Source organism: Streptococcus suis, assembly GCF_002964045.1.
Lineage (GTDB): Bacteria > Bacillota > Bacilli > Lactobacillales > Streptococcaceae > Streptococcus > Streptococcus suis_U.
Genome location: NZ_POPB01000077.1, coordinates 1 through 277, shown reverse-complemented (window position 1 = coordinate 277; position 277 = coordinate 1). Strand labels below are relative to the sequence as shown.

General features: G+C 26.7%; 1 pseudogene. It reads left to right on the top strand.

From position 1 onward, the window contains the following. Nucleotides 1-144: 144 nt before the first annotated feature. Nucleotides 145-277, top strand: a pseudogene (locus tag C1E99_RS00340) (GntR family transcriptional regulator); the annotation flags it as partial.

Here is a 277-nt window from a genome sequence, read left to right as displayed (position 1 = left end):
CTTTTTATGTTTCTTCTATTATATCAAATATTTATCCAAAAATATTTTTTAAAAATTCAAAACATTTTTCTTGCTAATTTATATAGTTTATTGTATTATTAAGATAAGACATAAACACGGTGTCATCCTAGAAAGGAAATGATTATGGCTTGGAAATTTGATAATAACATCCCCATCTATATTCAAATCAGCAATACTATTAAATTGCAGATTGTGACTAATCAATTAAAATCTGGAGATAAACTTCCCACTGTTCGTGACTTAGCCGAAATTGCTG